This is a genomic window from Pseudoalteromonas sp. S4741, assembly GCF_005886135.1.
GTDB lineage: Bacteria > Pseudomonadota > Gammaproteobacteria > Enterobacterales > Alteromonadaceae > Pseudoalteromonas > Pseudoalteromonas tetraodonis.
In genome coordinates this window covers 1-17,262 of the sequence record NZ_PNCN01000056.1, presented here as the reverse complement: position 1 = coordinate 17,262, position 17,262 = coordinate 1, and the positions used below count along the sequence as shown (strand labels likewise).

At 39.8% G+C, this 17,262-nt stretch carries 14 protein-coding genes, 1 tRNA gene and 3 pseudogenes; 9 read left to right on the top strand and 9 right to left on the bottom strand.

What is annotated here, in order from left to right; genetic code table 11:
• Positions 1-202 precede the first annotated feature (202 nt).
• Positions 203-325, bottom strand: a pseudogene (locus CWC30_RS18750) (AEC family transporter); the annotation flags it as partial.
• Positions 326-357: 32 nt separating this feature from the next.
• On the bottom strand, positions 358-915 hold the full coding sequence (gene smrB, locus CWC30_RS09160) for an endonuclease SmrB (protein ID WP_016899440.1): 558 nt from the start codon (positions 913-915) through the stop codon (positions 358-360).
• 295 nt (positions 916-1,210) lie between these two features.
• Here smrB and prmB point away from each other — a divergent pair, with 295 nt between their 5' ends.
• The 3 genes from prmB to CWC30_RS09145 all read left to right on the top strand — a co-directional run bounded on the left by prmB (position 1,211) and on the right by CWC30_RS09145 (position 3,849).
• Complete coding sequence (gene prmB, locus CWC30_RS09155) at positions 1,211-2,146, top strand: 50S ribosomal protein L3 N(5)-glutamine methyltransferase (RefSeq protein WP_013464520.1); 936 nt, start codon at positions 1,211-1,213, stop codon at positions 2,144-2,146.
• Between the two features lie 91 nt (positions 2,147-2,237).
• Complete coding sequence (gene aroC, locus CWC30_RS09150) at positions 2,238-3,335, top strand: chorismate synthase (protein ID WP_138626935.1); 1,098 nt, start codon at positions 2,238-2,240, stop codon at positions 3,333-3,335.
• A gap of 127 nt (positions 3,336-3,462) precedes the next feature.
• Positions 3,463-3,849, top strand: coding sequence for a DUF4112 domain-containing protein (locus tag CWC30_RS09145; protein ID WP_138626934.1), 387 nt, complete (start codon positions 3,463-3,465; stop codon positions 3,847-3,849).
• 45 nt (positions 3,850-3,894) lie between these two features.
• Here CWC30_RS09145 and CWC30_RS09140 read toward each other — a convergent pair whose 3' ends face one another.
• A complete protein-coding gene (locus CWC30_RS09140; protein ID WP_138626933.1) occupies positions 3,895-4,593 on the bottom strand; it encodes a 2'-5' RNA ligase family protein in 699 nt (232 codons plus the stop codon).
• A gap of 212 nt (positions 4,594-4,805) precedes the next feature.
• On the opposite strand from CWC30_RS09140, the gene CWC30_RS09135 reads away from it, so the two are divergent.
• The 4 genes and pseudogenes from CWC30_RS09135 to CWC30_RS09120 all read left to right on the top strand — a co-directional run bounded on the left by CWC30_RS09135 (position 4,806) and on the right by CWC30_RS09120 (position 8,472).
• A complete protein-coding gene (locus tag CWC30_RS09135) occupies positions 4,806-5,360 on the top strand; it encodes an elongation factor P hydroxylase (RefSeq protein WP_138626932.1) in 555 nt (184 codons plus the stop codon).
• Positions 5,350-6,492 (top strand): ATP-NAD kinase family protein, encoded by a 1,143-nt coding sequence (locus CWC30_RS09130; RefSeq protein ID WP_138626931.1) that lies wholly within the window; start codon positions 5,350-5,352, stop codon positions 6,490-6,492. The genes CWC30_RS09135 and CWC30_RS09130 overlap by 11 nt, the downstream gene beginning before the upstream one ends.
• Positions 6,493-6,495: 3 nt before the next feature.
• Positions 6,496-6,771 carry a YfcL family protein gene (locus tag CWC30_RS09125; protein ID WP_024602794.1) on the top strand — a complete coding sequence of 92 codons (276 nt, stop codon included), beginning with the start codon at positions 6,496-6,498 and terminating at the stop codon, positions 6,769-6,771.
• A 142-nt stretch (positions 6,772-6,913) separates the two neighbouring features.
• Positions 6,914-8,472 (top strand): annotated as a pseudogene (locus tag CWC30_RS09120) (AbgT family transporter).
• Between the two features lie 1,048 nt (positions 8,473-9,520).
• Here the strand turns inward: CWC30_RS09120 and CWC30_RS09110 are convergent.
• Together CWC30_RS09110 and CWC30_RS09105 are read right to left on the bottom strand one after the other, a co-directional pair.
• The gene (locus CWC30_RS09110) at positions 9,521-11,344 is read right to left on the bottom strand and encodes a DEAD/DEAH box helicase (RefSeq protein ID WP_138626929.1); all 1,824 of its coding nucleotides are present in this window, start codon (positions 11,342-11,344) and stop codon (positions 9,521-9,523) included.
• Between the two features lie 160 nt (positions 11,345-11,504).
• Positions 11,505-11,768, bottom strand: a complete 264-nt coding sequence (locus tag CWC30_RS09105; RefSeq protein ID WP_008114535.1) for a GrxA family glutaredoxin — start codon at positions 11,766-11,768, stop codon at positions 11,505-11,507.
• Between the two features lie 289 nt (positions 11,769-12,057).
• Here CWC30_RS09105 and CWC30_RS09100 point away from each other — a divergent pair, with 289 nt between their 5' ends.
• Positions 12,058-12,504: an Hsp20 family protein gene (locus CWC30_RS09100; RefSeq protein WP_016899448.1), complete on the top strand. Its 447-nt coding sequence runs from the start codon at positions 12,058-12,060 to the stop codon at positions 12,502-12,504.
• 59 nt (positions 12,505-12,563) lie between these two features.
• Here the strand turns inward: CWC30_RS09100 and CWC30_RS09095 are convergent, their stop codons facing one another.
• From CWC30_RS09095 to CWC30_RS09080, 4 genes and pseudogenes are all read right to left on the bottom strand, one after another.
• Complete coding sequence (locus CWC30_RS09095) at positions 12,564-13,037, bottom strand: hypothetical protein (RefSeq protein ID WP_138626928.1); 474 nt, start codon at positions 13,035-13,037, stop codon at positions 12,564-12,566.
• A gap of 23 nt (positions 13,038-13,060) precedes the next feature.
• Positions 13,061-14,224 carry a peptidylprolyl isomerase gene (locus tag CWC30_RS09090; protein ID WP_138626927.1) on the bottom strand — a complete coding sequence of 388 codons (1,164 nt, stop codon included), beginning with the start codon at positions 14,222-14,224 and terminating at the stop codon, positions 13,061-13,063.
• Positions 14,224-15,237, bottom strand: a pseudogene (locus CWC30_RS09085) (phospholipase). Before CWC30_RS09085 ends, CWC30_RS09090 begins: the two are co-directional and overlap by 1 nt.
• A gap of 159 nt (positions 15,238-15,396) precedes the next feature.
• On the bottom strand, positions 15,397-16,950 hold the full coding sequence (locus CWC30_RS09080; protein ID WP_138626926.1) for a cryptochrome/photolyase family protein: 1,554 nt from the start codon (positions 16,948-16,950) through the stop codon (positions 15,397-15,399).
• 224 nt (positions 16,951-17,174) lie between these two features.
• On the opposite strand from CWC30_RS09080, the gene CWC30_RS09075 reads away from it, so the two are divergent.
• A tRNA-Met gene (locus CWC30_RS09075) sits at positions 17,175-17,251 on the top strand.
• The last annotated feature ends 11 nt before the right edge of the window (positions 17,252-17,262 follow it).

Here is a 17,262-nt window from a genome sequence, read left to right as displayed (position 1 = left end):
AGTATGCCTTGGATCGTTTTTCTATGGTCGGGCTTATTATAAAATCGACCACTTAAGTACATTACTTTTGATAAGACATTCCATGTCCCGTCTGTTAACATTAATCTTGGCATGTAGGTTCGGTGTAAAGTTTTCTGGCGAATTCAATTATACCTTATCTTCATGCTGTTTGTTTTTCATACCACAAAGATCAACACGCCCTAATGTAAAAAGTAAATTTACTGAGCCCCGTTATATGAATGCGTTCTAAAAACTGACTTCGGCTTGCTATGTAGCCGCATAACACAATAAAAATAAGCGGAAATATAATCGAAAATATATGCACTAAAAAAGGCTCTTATTGATTGGCTCTAGTGCTCAGCGCCTAAACTCATCACTTTGCGGTAAGTTAATTAATATGAGTACCGCCCCTTTACCGCCATACTCAAGCGGAGCTTGGTGCATAGCAATTACATCGGGGTGTTGCACTAAATATTGCGGTACTTTATGCCTGAGGATATGGCCGCCAATTCCGTGTACAACACAAGCGCAATAGTAATGCTTTTTTTTGCACTCATGAATAAGCCCTGCGAGTTCATCTTTGGCTATCTCTTTATTTAAGCCATGCAGGTCGAGGGTTAAATCAGGAATAAAATCCCCTCGACGAAGTTGTTTGGCTAAAAAACGATCCTGACCCTGTTGTACATAATTAACGGTACCATGTGTGTCTATATCGGGCACATATTCATCAGAAAAGAAAAATTCTGACTGTTGTTGCTTTTTTTGCTGGGCAAATTGCTTCGCTTGTGACACTTTAGGTTTATTGCTAAAACGGTGAGTGTCTTGTTTAAATACACGCGCACCACTGATACTTTGACGAAACAAGTCAATGTCGTCAGGACTAATTAGGCTGTTTGAGTGGGGATCTTTTTTCATAGCGGCAGTTTAAACAAAAAAGCGGTAAAAATCGAGTAAAAAGGTGTGATACCCAAGCAGCTTTGAGGTGCATAGTACAGCGCCATTAAGGTTAGTTTAAAAGCGATTTATACTGCGTTATTGATTTGCACAATAGAGTGACTATTATTTGCAATCAAAGCCTTACCTAAATCGCTTTTAACACTAACTGCGCTCGCACCTAAAGGTGGCTTGGGTATACAATAGGCAATCATGGGGCCAATGATGCGCCCCGATTGAGTTTATTTTTTTTGAAAGTAGCAGGCAGATAACACTGATGAGTGAATTACTAATAGAAGAAGCAACCCTAGATGAAGCTGTTGCAGAACTTTCAACCTTACACGATTGGCTTCGTTGGACAACTAGTCAATTTGCAAGTAGCGGTATTTTCTTTGGTCATGGCACCGATAACGCATGGGATGAAGCGGTAAGTTTGTTATTACCGGCGCTTAGTTTGCCTATCGATGCACCCAAAGAGCTGATGCATGCGCGTTTAACCAGTACTGAAAAAAATCGTTTAGCGGGCTTAATTGCCGAGCGCATTAACGATTTTACCCCAGTACCTTACCTTACCAACATTGCATGGTTTGCTAACATGCCATTTTATGTGGATGAACGCGTATTAATCCCTCGCTCGCCTTTTGCTGAGCTTATTAATAATCGCTTCACCCCTTGGTTAGAAAAACCAGAGTCAGTAGGGCGTATTTTAGATTTATGTACAGGCTCAGGTTGTATTGCTATTGCCTTGGCACAAGCGTTCGAAAATGCGCAAGTTGATGCGGTTGATATATCCTATGAAGCGCTTGAAGTGGCTGATATTAACATCACTGACTATCAACTAAGTGACCGCGTACTGCCTATTCAGTCTGACGTATTCAGTGGTGTACCTGGGCAAAAATACGACCTAATCGTAGCAAATCCACCGTACGTTGACGCTGAAGATATGGCTGATTTACCACGTGAATTCCACCATGAACCAGAGCTTGGATTAGCATCGGGACACGATGGCCTTGATGTAACACGTACTATTTTAGATCAAGCTAGTGAGCATCTAACAGATAACGGTTTGTTATTTGTCGAAGTAGGTAACTCTATGGTACATATGGATGCACTGTATCCAGGCGCACCATTTGAATGGATTGAGTTTGAACAAGGCGGATTAGGGGTGTTTGTTATTAGCAAACAACAACTAGATGCCTACTTTGCACAGTAATAATTAGTACTAGCCATTCATCCGAAATGGCTGGGCAAAACAATAGCCGAGTTAATTCTCGGCTATAAGTCATTAGGAATGAGGAAAGTTAATGGCAGGTAATAGCATAGGGCAGTTATTTAAAGTGTCCACCTTTGGCGAAAGCCACGGCGTTGCATTAGGCGGCGTAGTGGATGGCACGCCCGCAGGCCTTGAAATCACTGAGGCCGACATACAACACGATTTAGACAGACGCAAACCTGGGCAAAGTCGCTATACCACGCAGCGCCGTGAGAGCGACCAAATCAAAATTTTAGCGGGCGTTTTTGAAGGTAAAACCACTGGTACCAGCATTGGTTTATTAATTGAAAATACCGATCAACGTTCACAAGATTATGGCAAAATTAAAGACGTATTTCGCCCAGGCCACGGTGACTATACCTACTGGCACAAATATGGCCTTCGCGATTACCGTGGTGGTGGCCGTTCATCTGCGCGCGAAACCGCTATTCGGGTTGCCGCAGGCGCTATTGCAAAAAAGTATCTAAAGCAATTTCATGGTATTGAAGTACGTGCGTGTTTGAGTCAACTAGGGCCAATTAAAGCCGAAAATTACGATTGGGATGAAGTGGAAAATAACTTATTCTTTTTCCCAGACGTTAGCAAGCTTGAAGCACTCGATGAATATATGCGTGACCTTAAAAAACAAGGTGACTCAGTTGGCGCTAAAGTAAAAGTAGTAGCTAAAAATGTGCCTGTTGGCTTAGGTGAGCCGGTATTTGATAGGCTAGATGCCGAACTTGCCCATTCATTAATGAGTATTAACGCTGTAAAAGGCGTTGAAATTGGCGATGGCTTTGATGTGGTTGAGCAAAAAGGCTCAGAGCATCGTGATGAGTTAACCCCTGATGGTTTTACCTCAAATCATGCCGGTGGCGTATTGGCAGGTATTTCTACAGGGCAAGATATAATCGCATCCATTGCGCTTAAGCCAACATCAAGTATTACCATTACCGGTAATAGTATTAACACGAGTAATGAAGCGGTTGAGATGATCACTAAAGGTCGTCACGATCCTTGTGTAGGCATTCGTGCTATTCCGATTGCTGAGGCAATGATGGCCATTACTTTAATGGATCATTTACTACGTCAACGCGGTCAAAACCCGCATGTACACCACGAACATGGGCCAATTAAAGGCGCTATCTAAGTGCGATTTACTATAAATTAATAATAAACGCGCATCAGCGCGTTTATTATGTACAAGCTATACATCTTTATTGCCGCTCAATAATTTAAATGTGCTCAGCACACCTAAAAATAAGAGAGCTGTTAGTATGCAAAAAAACAATCAATCTCACGTTACACAAGCTGAATATAAAGCCACCATAAAACGACTCGAAGAGTTTAGCCGCTTTACCGATAGCAGTATTGGTATTCCGTTTACTAAATTTAAATTTGGTGTTGAGTCGCTGATTGGGCTTTTACCTGTAATAGGTGATTTAGCGGGACTTATTTTGTCTGGCTATGTACTAATTGAAGCGCAGCGCTTAGATGTTAGCAAGCAAGTAAAAAGCCGTATTATTATAAATATGTTGATTGATTTTGTTGGCGGGCTCATTCCATTTTTTGGAGATATTTTTGATGCCATGTTCAAAGCAAATACGCGTAACACCCGCATACTTAAAAAACATTTAACAGATAAGCTAACCACAAACCCATAAATATTATTAGTCATAAAGTGTGTAATTAGCCCTGTTATTAACTATTTATTTGGCATCAAAAAAGTACTTAGCGAGTATTTCTTTTTGTTGACCAAACTGATCAGACACTCCAATTCCAATCCCAATTATTTCACCTTGTGCTTGGGGCGGCTCAGCGTGCAGTGCTTTTTGTACTAACGCTAATGCTGGGCTTTGTTCATTCGCGAGTAGGGTTAAATGCGGCTGAAAATTCTGAAATACATTGGGGCTGCCATAACGTTCAAAAGCCACAAGTTTATTAGGGTAATGCTTTACCCAACTTGGCACTAGCGCTTGATGATCGCGAAGCGGCTCAAGATTAAGGGTAACCTCGTCGGCTAAGCGTTGTAACTGATATGATTTTTCTAATTTTATAAATGCCCAATTACTTGGTGACACATTAAACCCATTGGCTTTTATCTCAAACGACTGATGCTCTTTTACAATACGCTCTACCACTTTCTTAATTTCGTTTTGTGCGTCAACGGGATAATCCGTTAAATACAAGGTGGCGTGTACGGGTAACCCTTGTTGGTAAAACGTAATAATTTGGTGCGTAGCCAATTCATCGCTGGTGTTAGCGACTAACTCAACAATAGGCTTAGAAGGAATAGCAAATACGTTAATACTTATACTTTTTGCATAACTGCTGGCAGAAGCAGCCAAGAGTGTTAAAAAAGTAAAAGAGATAGATAGCCACGATAAAAAGCTGTGTTGTTTAACCATAAGAGTGAGTCAATTCAGGTTTTTTGTTGGTGTATGGTAAGCGTAATTAAGCGTTCAGTAAATAAAGTATGGTAAGGAAGCCTTAATTAATGCATCGCTAATTTTTTACTTTGTAGATAAAAGTACGTACAATTCGCTTCGTTTTTAGTGTGCTTTATACTAATTTCATCTGTCTTTAAAGCATCGGGTTCAAACGAGTATACGAAGTATTTATGCACCAAGTAGCTGATCTAATTTCTATTTTCGAACACACTTTTTACCAAAGCTATAACACGCGTTTGGTAAAAGGTGAGCATGAGCCTATTTATATTCCCGCAAATGATACAACCCCGTATCATCAAATTGTGTTTGCCCATGGTTTTTATGCCAGTGCATTGCATGAAATAGCCCATTGGTTAGTGGCAGGTGCGCAACGCCGTTTAAGTGAAGATTATGGTTATTGGTATTGCCTTGATGGGCGCGATGCTACACAGCAAGCAGAGTTTGAGTCAGTAGAGGTAAAACCTCAAGCAATAGAGTGGGCATTGAGTGTGGCTGCTGGGTTCGATTTTAACGTATCGATAGATAATTTAAATGGTGAGCAAACTTGTCGATTTGCGTTTCAATCGCGTGTTCATGCAAAGTTATTAGAGTTGTTGCAAAACGGGTTTAACCCGCGAACAACCTTATTATTAAAAGCACTGTGTAAATTTTATAACACCACGTGGCCTTTAAATGCTGCGCAGTTTTCATGGCATTCTCCCAAGGAGCTAAAAGATGCAGTTTAAGTTAGGGCTGATTGTAAACCCGGTTGCAGGATTGGGCGGTAGCGTGGCGTTAAAAGGCAGTGACGGCGAAGACACCGCCGCTAAAGCCATTGCATTAGGCGCTGAGCCTAAATCAAATAGCCGCACTAAAGCTGCACTTGAAGTGCTGGTACCTTATCAGTCAAATATTACTATTTACACTGTTAATGATGAAATGGGGGAGCACACAGCAAAATCGCTCGGCTTTAATACGCAAGTGGTTTATCAAAGTAGCTCACCTACAACCAGTGATGATACCGAAGCGGCAGCTCGTTTATTACAGCAGCAAGGTGTAGATTTAATCTTATTTGCTGGTGGCGACGGAACGGCGCGCAACATTTGTCATGCTGTAGAAGACTCCGTACCTGTGCTGGGTATTCCTGCGGGGTGTAAAATTCACTCTGGAGTATATGCCATAACGCCAAAAGCTGCAGGTCGCGTAGTTGAAATGTTAGTTAAAGGTGAGCTGGTAACGCTAAGCGATGCTGATGTGATGGACATTGATGAAGTCGCCTTTCGCCAAGGAACAGTAAAAGCAAAACGTTATGGCGAAATGCAAGTACCCAGTGAAGTGCGCTATGTACAAGCGGTTAAAAATGGCGGTAAAGAAACCGATGAATTGGTACTTGCTGATATTGCCGCTTATGTGGTCAGTGAAATGGATGCCGATACCCTCTATGTAATGGGCAGTGGCTCTACCGTTGGCGCGGTGATGGAAGAAATGGGGCTTGAAAACACCTTACTCGGTGTTGATTTAGTTGAAGATCAAGCTTTAGTAGGCCAAGACTTAACAGCTCAACAATTACTTGAACTTACGACAGGACGTAAGACAAAATTAGTGATCACCTTGATTGGCGGTCAAGGGCATATTTTTGGTCGAGGTAATCAACAACTCAGTCCTGCGTTAATTAAAGCGATAGGCCGCGATAATATTATTGTGGTGGCTACTAAAACAAAATTACAGGCTTTAAATGGCCGACCGCTGATTTGTGATACCGGCGATAGCAAATTAGATGATGAATTAAGCGGTTATATACGTGTAACCAGTGGGTTTAACGACCATATTATGTATGCAGTAGGTCATCAAGATGGGCTGCACCTTGAGGAGAAGTAACACATGAGTTTAGTAAATTACATAGATGCTGCGCAGCAATATTTTGATGATTTAGTGATAAAAGCCACTGATGATGAGCTATTTGCCGGCGGTTATTTACGTGGTCACTTTGATTTAGCGGTAGGGTATGCCCAAGTTGAGGAGCTAAATTTAGAAATTACTGAGCTAAACGACACCGTTGAAAAAAGCCTAGTAAAAGCTTATCGCAATGGCGAACTTAATGAAGATGATAAAGCACTCGTAGTAAGAATATGGGATGAAGTAAAAGCACTCGCATAAGCTTTTTTATTCATTTATAACTGCGCGGCCACTGAGCCGCGTTTTTTTGTGGCTAAAAAAGAACTTGTTTACTCAGTTAAAATTTACCTCATTCCTTAGATACGCTAAAGTAGCGTAGTCTAAATTCTAGGGAATAAGTGAAATGAATAACAATAATAATGCGACAATGCCAACGGGCATAGTTGCGCGATTTTTAAATTTTGTTGAACGGGTAGGTAATAAGCTGCCTGATCCAGCAATTATCTTTTTGTTTGCCATGTTATTAATCTGGTTTTTGTCTTGGTGGTTTTCAAGCGTCACATTTGATGCAATAGACCCTCGTACTGGCGAAGCCATTATCATTAATAACATGCTTGCCAGCGATTCGTTGGCCACTTTTTTATCTTCTATGGTAAAACATTCACCGGTTTTGCGCCACTGGGTGTAGTGCTGGTTGCAATGCTAGGTGTGGGCGTTGCAGAGCATTCGGGCTTTATTAATACCGGCCTTAAATTAATGCTCAAAGTAACGCCTAGAAAATTACTAACACCCTCAATTATTTTGGTGGCTATTGTGAGCCATACGGCTACCGATGCAGGGTATGTGTTAGTTATACCTCTTGCTGGGGTAATATTTTTTGCCGCCGGTCGTCATCCGCTTGCCGGTATTGCAGCGGCATTTGCTGGGGTGAGTGGTGGCTTTGGTGCTAACTTTATTCCATCTGGAATTGACCCACTATTGCAAAGCTTTACCCAAAGTGCAGCACAAATTATTAATCCGACAATGAGCATTAACCCGCTTAATAACTGGGGCTTTGCTTCAGCATCAAGTTTATTTATTGTGCTGTTAGGTTGGTATATCACCGATAAAATTATTGAACCACGTTTAAAAAATTCACCAGTAGATGGCGAAACTCAAGACCTACCAGCATTTGAAGATGCGCGTAGCGACGAAAAGCGCGCCTTTCTTATTGCAAGTAGTGTAATGATTGCAGGTATTGCATTATTAGCGTATGTATCTGCACCGGCTGATTCAGCGATGCGCAGCAGCGATGGCTCGTTAACAAATTTTAGTTCACCACTAATGCAATCAATAGTGCCACTGATATTTTTGTTATTTTGGATCCCAGGTGCAGTATATGGTTTTACTGTAGGGACCTTTAAAACCTCTAAAGACATGATAGATGCGATGAGCAAAGCCATGAATGGTATGGCGTATTACATTGTTATGGCATTCTTTTGTTCATTATTTATTGCTGCATTTAGTAAATCAAACCTAGGTGCTTTACTGGCAATTGAAGGGGCTCAAGTATTAAAAGCAATGGAGTTACCGAGCTCAGTAACGGTAGTAGGGATTATTTTCCTAACTGGTTTTGTAAACTTATTTGTTGGTTCAAGCTCGGCTAAGTGGGCACTGTTAGGCCCGGTATTTGTACCTATGCTAATGCAACTCGGTATTTCGCCAGACTTAACGCAAGCGGCGTACCGCGTGGGAGATTCTAGCTCTAATATTATCACTCCGCTCATGCCATACTTCCCACTAGTTGTGGTGTACTGTCAAAAATACGTTAAAGGTACAGGCATAGGCACGCTTATCGCGATGATGCTACCGTATTCAATCGCCTTTATGATTGGCTGGAGTATCTTCTTGCTGGGGTATTGGGCACTCGGTCTCCCATTAGGACTTGATGCCAGCTACGTGTACCCAGCAGTAGCGCCTTAACTTAATTTTGATTCATAAACCTTACTCACTCGAGTGAGGTTTATATAAAAGTGCTGTAATATTCAAAGTAAGTCTAAGTTACCTTTCTAAATCTCTCACTATATAGCCAAACAAACTGGCCTCACCAAGAATATAAACATAATCGTTTTTGTTATTCATTATTGTAGACTTATCGTCGTACCATCTAAAATCATGAGTTTCGTTTGTTTTAGGATCTTTAAAATATAAATGAGTACAACTATCTTCATAATCAGAACCACACTTTTGTACATCAGTTAGGATATATTCCTTATACCAATAGTCGCCTTGCGTGTAGTAAGCCCATAACTTTATGGGCTCAGAGATAAAAATATAGAGTGTTCCATAGATTAAAAAAGGGATTAATGGATACGTGAATATTAATGATAATTTCGTTTTTGTATCTGAGAAACTAGATTTAAGATGCTCTCTGTATTTACTGCAGCGTCTATATTTATTGAATACAAGTATATTTAAATAGATGAATGATGCGCCACAAATAATAGGGAGTGTTATAAAGAAAATAACGTCGTATATTTCATTTGTGATAAATGGTGGATCTGTAAAGTCCATTAAGATAGGAATAATGATGCATAATAAAATAGGGAACATTATTGCTACAAAGAGTAAGTTGTCGTAATTTCTTTTCAATTTTTAATTCGTCCATGAATTATAGCCTTTGCTTAGTTTACATAAATTTTATTGTTTTAAAAATCAAAGAAAACATGTTTATACACATTAAGTAATCTGAGTTATTGGGTAATAAAGCTATCTCAAGCAGCTTTTTCAACGCTAATTGCGTTGAATTTACTTACAATAGGCTAGTAATTGACGTGTAATTTAGCCTTGTTTTCACTGCAATCTCTGGTTAGAGAAAGCAAACAAAATATATTTTAATTCAATATGTTAGTTAAGTACCTAATACTGGCTTGCGGCTTCGAGTTAGGGAAATTAAGCTGATAGCTGAATTCCAGACACAAAAAAGCCTTGGCACTTTCATGCCAAGGCTTTTTTTCTAAAGAGTCGTTGCTTACTTAGCGGTAAAGCTAACTGGGCGACGTTCTTTACGAGGGCCGCTACGCTTATCAGGGCGTTGACCATCTTTATTAAAGCTACGCTTCTTGTCACCAGCAGGGCGTTCAGAACGCTCGCCGCGTGGCTCAGAAGGGCCTTGATCTTGTGTTAATGTCATACCCATTGGGCGTTTACAAATAAACACTTTTTGGAAGTGATCAAGTACATCTTTAGGCATGTTTTGCGGTAATTGTACCGTACTGTGATTATCGTGAAGACGAATGTCACCAATAAACTTGCTTGAAATGTCTGCTTCGTTAGCAATTGCGCCAACAATGTTCTTAACCTGAACACCATGTTCACGACCTACTTCGATACGGTATGTATCCATAGGGCCTGCATCACGGCTGTTACGCTCGCGTGGTTTACGCTCAGCGCGCTCACCACCACGTTCGTTACGACGACCACGGTCATTGCTACGAGGATTACGATCATTACGTTCGTTACGCTCACGCGGTTGAATCTTAACTTCTTCAACTTTAATTGGTGATTGTTGCTGTGCTAAACACAGTAACGCACCCGCTAAGTCTTCAGGAGCAAGCTCAAGTTTTTGTGCCATGTTGACAGCCACTTCATTGAAGAAAGTAATATCTTTGTTTTCAAGAGCAAGCGTAAGCTTTTCTTGTAAGGCATTGATACGTTTTTCTTCAACAACTTTAGCTGTAGGTAATTCAACTTGCGCGATTTCAGATTTAGTATGACGAATGATATTTTTAAGTAAATAACGCTCGTTATGCTTAACGAAAAGAATCGCTTTACCAGTACGACCAGCACGACCTGTACGGCCGATACGGTGAACGTAGGCTTCAGAGTCTTGTGGAATGTCGTAGTTGATAACTAAGCTTAAACGGTCTACATCAAGACCACGTGCCGCTACGTCTGTTGCAATAACAACGTTTAGCATGCCGCTTTTTAAACGATCAACCGTGCGCTCACGCGCTTGCTGGTTCATGTCACCGTTAAGTGGCGCTGCAGAGAAACCTTCGCGCTCTAATAACTCAGCAAGTTGCACTGTGTCGTTACGCGTACGTACGAAAACAATAGCACCTTCATATTGTTCAGCTTCTAAGAAACGAACAATCGCTTTATTTTTATGAACATGGGCATTCCAAAACACTTGCTCAACTGATGATACAGTTGAGTTGCGCGCAGAAATATGAATCTGTTCAGGGTTATTCATATATTTGCTGCTGATGTTTTGAATTTGCTTAGGCATAGTCGCAGAGAAAAGACATGTTTGCTTTTCACGCGGTGTTTTTTCCATGATGCTTTCTACATCATCGATAAAGCCCATACGTAGCATTTCATCGGCTTCATCAAGGACAAGTGCTTGTAAAGCATCAAACTTGATAGTGCCACGGTTTATGTGATCGATTAAACGACCCGGTGTAGCAACAATAATCTGTGCGCCACGACGAAGTGCGCTCAACTGGATGCTATAGCTCTGGCCACCATATAGTGCCAGTACTTCAACACCACGAGTGTGTTTTGCATATTGTTCAAATGCCTCAGCTACTTGGATCGCAAGCTCACGGGTTGGTGTGAGTACAAGGATCTGTGGCTGTTTCACAGACGGGTCAATATTATTTAGTAATGGCAGTGCAAATGCTGCTGTTTTACCTGTACCCGTTTGTGCTAGTCCCAGTACGTCCTTTCTTTCTAGCAATAACGGTATACATTGAGCTTGGATTTCAGATGGTGTCTTGTAACCCAACTCTTCAACTGCCTTTAAAATTGCAGGAGAAAGATTTAGAGATTCAAACGTGACTGGTTCTGACATTAATACGCCTCAACGAATTTAAAGAGGCGCGCATTGTATAGGAAATACGAGGCAAATGCTTGTATAAATTACAACTAATTTATATGTGGTTGATGTTGGTCGAAATTTAACCAGCTCAAGTTGTGCGTTAATTAAGCTGGTTAACAATATACCTACAAATTTACTGGTAAAGGCCTAGGTTTTCTTTGGCGTAGGCTTCAAATTCTGTAAAACCACCAATATGAGTTTGGTCTACAAAAATTTGTGGCACAGTCGGACATGGCTTGCCTGCAGACTTTTCTAAATCTTCTTTACTGATACCTTCTTTAATGATGTCGATGTAGCGGTATTTAAAATCATCGCGGTCATTAGCAAGTTGCTCTGCAACATCTTTAGCGCGAACACAAAAAGGGCAGCCTTCACGGCCAAAAATTACTGTTAACATAACGCTCTCCTCAAATTAGTTGACCCTAGTGTAACTAATTTCATTATTTATTACAGTGCAAAAAAACGATTATTGTGTTCGCTTTTTTAGGGCCTGTAAAAAAATAAAAAATATTTTATAAAAAAATCTTGAAATAAAATTGTCCGCCCATAAATAGTTATTTGAGGACGCCTGATGGGTCTTCACTTAAACAGAACTATTTGAAAGTTATATTATTAATTAAATTTTGCCGTTACTTGTTCAAACGAAAAGTGGCAGCAATATATCGCTTAAATATGAGGATATTATTATGCGTACAGTAGATTTATCACCCCTATACCGTTCATTCATTGGTTTCGATCACTTAGCATCATTAATGGATGCCGCTGCACGAACTGACAAGCAGCCAAGTTTTCCTCCATACAACATCGAAGCGCTTGATAAAGACAAATACCGTATCACTATGGCAGTTGCTGGATTTAGTGAAGACGAGTTAAGCCTGCAATCTGAAAACAACACGTTAGTTGTATCAGGCACTAAAGCAGGTAAAGAGCAAAACGATGAACGTAAATTCATTCATCAAGGCATTGCTGAGCGTAACTTTGAGCGTAAGTTCCAGTTAGGTGACCACGTTAAAGTACTTGGCGCAGACCTAGCTAACGGCTTACTAAGTATCGACCTTGAACGTGAGATCCCAGAAGCGCTTAAGCCACGTAAAATCGAGATTGGCTCAGGCAATATGCTAGAAAGCAAATAGTTAAGCTAGCACACGTATTTTCCCTGTGAAAAGCCGCCATTTGGCGGCTTTTTGCGTTGTTAGTCTTTTAAGTTTATTTGTAGTTGTTCTTGTGAAAGCTTTTTTTGTCGGCCTTTAGCCAGTAATTCTTCAAGTTTTAATATTTTGGCTTGTGCAGCAATAACAAAACGTTGCTCTAGCTGTCTTTGCTGTTCAAGGTGGAAATCTTGATATGCCTGGTGATTATTTAAACCACCACCGTACTGAGCAATTGGCTGAGTATTTTTTACTATGTTGGGTAAATAGGCAGGAGAGGTTATTGGTAGTAAAGGCTGAGGGCTCGTATTATTAGTTGTAACCGTGTTTAATTGCGTGCTTTTCAGCTCTTGGGTCATGTCAGCAGTAGTCAGCTCAAGTGACGTTATTTGCTTGACACTTTTAGCTTGGTTAAGGGAATCAATATTCTTTATCGTTGGTTTACTAGTATATTGAGTAAAAAGTGCGTACATACCAACACAAGCTACAACAACAGAAACGAAAACTTTTTTACTCATAAAATTACTCCTGTCTTATTTTGTCACTTGAGCCAAGTATCCTCATACTGTTGTACCGCTTTTTGTTTTGCGATGACCTTTGTTGCTTGGTATCGAACGGTTTCATCTTCTGGCGAAAAGTACTCAAACTGATGCTCATAACTGTGTATCACCACCCATTCATCACTGGGTGTACGTATAATAGGAGAAATGGTGTTTTCTTTAGTTGTGAACGCAAGTTGTACAACCCAGCTACTTTTGTTTTTACGGTTTAATTCACTGTTGTATTGAGCATATATATCTTGTTTTCCTAATATTACTAATGCTTGTTTTAGCGTTTTGTTACCGGCCAAGGTGCGAAAACTTACAGCATTGGCTCGATGAGAAAATTGAGCTCCATGGGCTTTTACGTGGCTTAAAAATTTAAACTGCGATTTATTGGCTTGATAAAATGCTTTAATTTCGCTTTTGTTTACTTGTTTCTCTAGTTTTTCAAGAACGGGGCTTTGCATATGCATCATTGTATTTATGCCTAGCCAGCTTTGAATGGAGGGGCGCAAAATATCTCCTTGAGCTATTTCATACAGATGTTCAATATCAATATTCTGTTTTGCCAAAATCGGTTTGGCTTTTGAAAACGTTATATTGAATTGCCGTTTTTTTATTAATCCACTTTTGGATAGTTCACTATCTCCTTTGTGGAGTTTAAAGCGTACCTGCATTGATAATGCATCGACAAATTCATATAAATTAATAGCGTTATACAAAAAAGGGGTTAAATCAAACTGCTGCATTTTTTTTGATGGCGCTTTGCACATACTGCCATTTTTAGGGTAGGGCCCTAATATGTGTTTAAGCCATTGGTTATCATAAATCTCAAGCTTTATTGGGCTTGACTGTGCGCTTATAGCTAATTGTGAATCGAACAGATTTTTTAAGTAACGTTCAACATGGTATTGAGTCCTAAAACCAACAGCAGATTGTCGTTTTATTATCGCAGGCGTTTTTAGCGCAGCTTGTTGTAATAAAAACTGATTTTCATACAGACGAGTTCTAACTTCATTGATTGTAATATCAGGGTTGTGCTTTAAATAAGCACGATGCATAAAGTTAATTTCATCATTGCTGTATTGTGTAAATGATGCCATTACTAGGGAGTGGTAAAACACACCTAGTAATGTAATCACTAAAATAGCTATTTTTTTCATTAGCGAGCAACCATGGCGTGGTTTAATAAGTGCACCACCATTGCTATTGCATGGGGCACGACCTGCTTAGCTATATTAAGGCGATCAAAATGATCTTCTGAGTTGAGTACAATCCCACCTTGTGCATAAGAAAATGAACCGCCTTGAGTTAATAATGGGCGAACATCTTGGCTATTTTTATCTAAAGGCGAGAACGTTTGCATTGCTTGAGTAACGAGTGATAAATCGTTGAGCTGCTCTTGGTCATAGTAATTGTTTACCCAACTTTCCCAGCTAGAATGATTTAGATCTGATGTGGTCCACATGTGGTGAGGCTGTAATAAATCAGTAGTATGGAACACAAACCCTAATATTAGCGGATTGCCGCTTTGTAAGTAACTTTGATACCAATATTGCCCTAAATTATCGATAGGTTGAAATGGGATTTCTTCAAAGTCGTCGTACATGGAATAGGTTGAGTTACTATCGATTCTATAGTGAGATTCTGTTACACCATAACTGTTTTATTTTGAAGAATCGGCATTAAACCAACCTGTTTCACCCCCTTTACCATCATCAAGGTAGTCACCTTTAAGCCAAGCAGACGCAAGATTATCAATCGTGCCCCAAACAGTGAGCTTGTCATAATTATAACCACCAAAATCGTTACCATGTTGGTCTGCAACTTGAGTATGATTTTGAAAATGCCAATAGCTTGTATATTTAACTATGCTTTGCGCTGCTCCCCATACAGGCGCTTGAACACACGAACCTGTGATTGCACCACAGAAAAAAGTGTCTTCAAAGTCATCTACATCATAAGCAGCTTGTCCAAGCAGCTCGGCTAATTCAGAAATTGTCAGATTGTTTTGTGCAGCGTACTGTCGTAGGGCTGCATATTCAGTACTAGTTGGGTGCTGCTGCATATAGTTAACAGCATCAAGAACAATACGTTTGTGAGTTTCTTGACTAAAAGCTTGAGCTTGGCTTGTACTCAGTAGTAAAAGTGTCGCTGCAATTAATTGTTTTTTCATTTTATTCTCATCATTGTCTAAAGTAAGAGATGCTATTAAAAAATAAGCTCATTACACTGACATGACAAATAAATTAAATATTTAATTAACAATATTACCTATTTTGGTACTTTAATATTAACTATCAAGAATGCTGCCGTCAATTGACGGCATTTATATTTAAAGCTTTTCAATATTATTTAAATAGTTGTTAGCTTGCTCTAAGGTTTCTTGGCGCAATGATTCATCTTGTTTATCCCAATTGCGATAAACCATGCCTATCCGTGGATTTTTTTCAAGCCGCTCTCGGTGTGTTTGCATAAATTGCCAATAGAGGCTATTTAACGGGCAAGCGTCTTTTCCTACTTTTTCTTTCACCTTATATTGGCAGCTTTTACAGTAGTCGCTCATTTTATTTATATAGTTGCCGCTAGCCGCATAAGGCTTGGTAGCAATGATGCCATCGTCAGCAAATTGGCTCATCCCTCGTGCGTTAGGCATTTCTACCCATTCAATAGCATCGATATAAACACCCAAATACCATTCATCCACTTCATCAGGGTTAATAGCGGTTAGTAAACAAAAATTACCTATTACCATTAAACGTTGAATATGATGGGCATACGCGCTGTCTAAGCTTTGTGTTAATGAGTGGCTTAAGCAGTTCATTTTTGTTTTACCATTCCAAAAATATCGTGGCAGTGCACGGGTTGCATTAAGCTGGTTTTTGTTAGCGTAATCGGGCATGTTTTTCCAATACACGCCACGCACATATTCGCGCCAACCCAGTACTTGACGAATAAAGCCTTCAACCTGAGAAATAGATATTTCATCTTGGCGTTGTTGGTATTCTTTGACCACACGGTCGATAACATAGCGAGGGTGTAAAATTTTGGCATTTAACGCAAATGATAACCGGCTGTGATAAAAGGTATCTTTATCAGGGCATTGATCTGTCATCGCATCTTGAAATTGACCAAAGCGGGGGAGTAAATGTGCACAAAAGTGATCAAGTGCGCTTATTGCTTGTTTACGGGTTGTTGGCCAGCTTAATTGGGTTTCTATTTGCCCAAAGTATTTTATTTTATGTTTATCTAAACGCTCAATGATGGTGCTAACATCATTTTTAAATAATTTGGGTTTGGGGATATCGGCTAAATCGCTTTTTGAAAACTTATTACGGTTATTCGCATCAAAATTCCATTGACCGCCATGAGGTTTGTCATCGTCCATTAAAATATCAAACTGCTTTCGCATTGCCCGATAAAAATGCTCCATAGTGACGTGTTTATCTTTTTTAAAGAGTTTGTCTATATCGTTAAATGCTAATAAAAAATGCTCGCTGTCACAGGCAGTCACAGCTAATTCGCTGTTAGTGGCAAAGTCGTGCAGTTGTGTTTTTAAACGGTACTCATCTGGGTATTGATATTCAATAGAGGTACATTCATGCTGCTTGGCTAAACGCGTTAAAAGAGCGGGTAAGTTATTATCGTCTTTGGTGTCAACTAGCGTTAAATGCAACACGTTAAAGCCGGCATCTTTTAAGGCGTTAGCGAAGTTTTCCATGGCTTTAAAAAAGGCTGATATTTTTTGCACGTGATGCTTTACGTACTGCGCTTCTTGCATGAGCTCGGCAATAACAAATACGGTGTCATCGGATTTATCTTTAAACCAAGAATGAGCGGGGTTTAGCTGGTCACCTAAAATTAGTTTTAAGGTTTTGTATTTTTTCATAATGAGCCAAAATTATTTTTATACGCTGTATTTTAAAAAGCGATCGATTTCTACATATCGTTTTAATCATAGAGCAAAGCAATAAACCGCATTGCTTTTTTTATCAACTTATTACTTATTGTGGTTGCTAATTTAGGTGTACATCTTTATAATAGTGGCCATTGTTTAGTAGGTTATAAAATTTACTAACAGCGATATTAAGTTATTAACTTTTTATCTATTGGCGCGGGATGGAGCAGTCTGGTAGCTCGTCGGGCTCATAACCCGAAGGTCGTTGGTTCAAATCCGGCTCCCGCAACCAATCTTAATAGT